The following is a 1,732-nucleotide window of genomic DNA, read 5'->3' as shown; positions in this document are numbered from 1 at the left end:
CGCGAGGACTGGCTCGACCTGTCCACCGGCATCAATCCTGTGCCCCCGCCGCTGCCGCCGCTGGAGCTCGACCTCTTCACCCGTCTGCCGGAAGGGGAGCTGGAGCGGGACGCCTGCGAGGCGGCCCGGCGCCTTTACGGCGCGCCGGAGGGCGCGGGCATCGTTGCGGCCCCCGGCAGCCAGGCGCTGATCTCGCTCCTGCCGCATCTTCTGCCCGCCGGCGAGGCAGCGATCCTCACCCCCGCCTATGCCGAGCATGCGCGCGCGTTCCAAGCCGCGGGGCACACGGTCTCGGCGCTCGCCGATCCCGCATCGGCGCCCGCAACGGCTGAGGTCGTCGTGGTCGTGAACCCCAACAATCCCGACGGACGACGGTTCGCGCGCCCCGCGCTCCTGGCGCTCTGCGACCGCTTGAGCGCGCGCGGCGGCTGGCTGGTCGTCGACGAGGCCTTCATGGATGCCGATCCGCGCGAGAGCCTCGGCCCCGATGCGAGGCGGCCGGGGCTCGTCGTCCTGCGCTCCTTCGGCAAGTTCTTCGGCCTGGCGGGCCTGCGTCTCGGCTTCGCGCTGACGACGCCGGAACTCGCCGCCAGGATCGCCGCTCGGCTCGGCCCCTGGTCCGTCTCCGGGCCGGCGCTCGCTGTGGGCGCGCGGTTGATGGCGGACACCGACGGCGTCGCGGCGCTGCGCCGAGACATCGCCCGGCGCGCGGCCCTCACGCGCGGCGCGATCGGTGCGGCGGGGCTTTCGCCGCGGGGGGACGCGGCGCTGTTCTCGTTGGTCGATATGCCTCGCGCCCACGCCGTATTCGAGGCGCTGGGGCGCCGACACATCCTCGTGCGCCCCTTCGCCGGGCAACCCGACTGGCTCCGCTTGGGCACGGTGCGCGACGGGGCGGAGGCGGAGCGGCTGCGGGCAGCGCTCGGGCAAGCGCGGGCGGACGTCGGGGCTTGAGCGCGGCACTCGGCCTTCTCGCGCTGGGGCTCGACCGGGTCATCGGCGACCCCGACTGGCTGTGGCGGCGCGTTCCCCATCCCGTCGCCGGCTTCGGCGCGCTGATCGCAGCCGCCGATCGCCGGTTCAACCGGCCGCACTGGACGCCAAAGCTGCGGCGGGTGGCGGGAGTCGTCTCCACCCTCGCGCTCCTCCTGATCGCGGGTCTCCTCGGTCACATCCTCCACCGGCTCCTGCACCCCCTCGGCTGGGCGGGCTTCGCGCTGGAGGCGCTCGTCGCCTCGGTGCTTCTGGCCCAGAAGAGCCTTGCCGATCATGTCGCCCGCGTGGGCCGCGCGTTGGAGGGCGACGGTCTCGCCGCCGGGCGCCGCGCGGTATCGATGATCGTCGGGCGCGACCCGGACGCGCTGGACGAGGCGGGCGTGTCGCGCGCGGCGATCGAGAGCCTTGCCGAGAACGCCTCGGACGGGGTCGTCGCGCCGTGGTTCTACCTCGTCCTTTCTGGCCTGCCGGGTCTCTTCGCGTACAAGATGCTGAACACCGCCGATTCCATGATCGGGCACATGAGCGAGCGGCACCGCGCCTTCGGCTGGGCGGCGGCGAGGCTCGACGACCTCGCCAACTGGGTGCCGGCACGCCTCACCGCCGCCCTCTTCGCGCTTGCAGCCTGGCTCGGTTCAAATTTCGCCGCCGGCCGTCGTGCCCTGCGTGCGGCGCTGGCCGATGGTCCGAGCCACCGCTCGCCCAATGCCGGCTGGCCGGAAGCCGCAGCGGCGGG

General features: G+C 74.1%; 2 protein-coding genes. Both read left to right on the top strand.

The features are described 5' to 3' along the window. A partial coding sequence (cobD, locus tag AUL34_RS03385; protein ID WP_061931206.1) for a threonine-phosphate decarboxylase CobD occupies nt 1-954 on the top strand: 954 nt, incomplete at its 5' end. Continuing rightward, nucleotides 951-1,732 (top strand): adenosylcobinamide-phosphate synthase CbiB (gene cbiB / locus AUL34_RS03380; protein ID WP_061931203.1); only part of this gene is annotated, 782 nt, incomplete at its 3' end. The genes cobD and cbiB, both read left to right, overlap by 4 nt.

Origin of the sequence: Aureimonas sp. AU22 (genome assembly GCF_001463745.1) — a bacterium.
In the GTDB taxonomy this organism is placed as follows: domain Bacteria; phylum Pseudomonadota; class Alphaproteobacteria; order Rhizobiales; family Rhizobiaceae; genus Aureimonas.
Note: the sequence above shows the minus strand (reverse complement) of the source record. Positions and strands in the feature narration are given on the sequence as shown.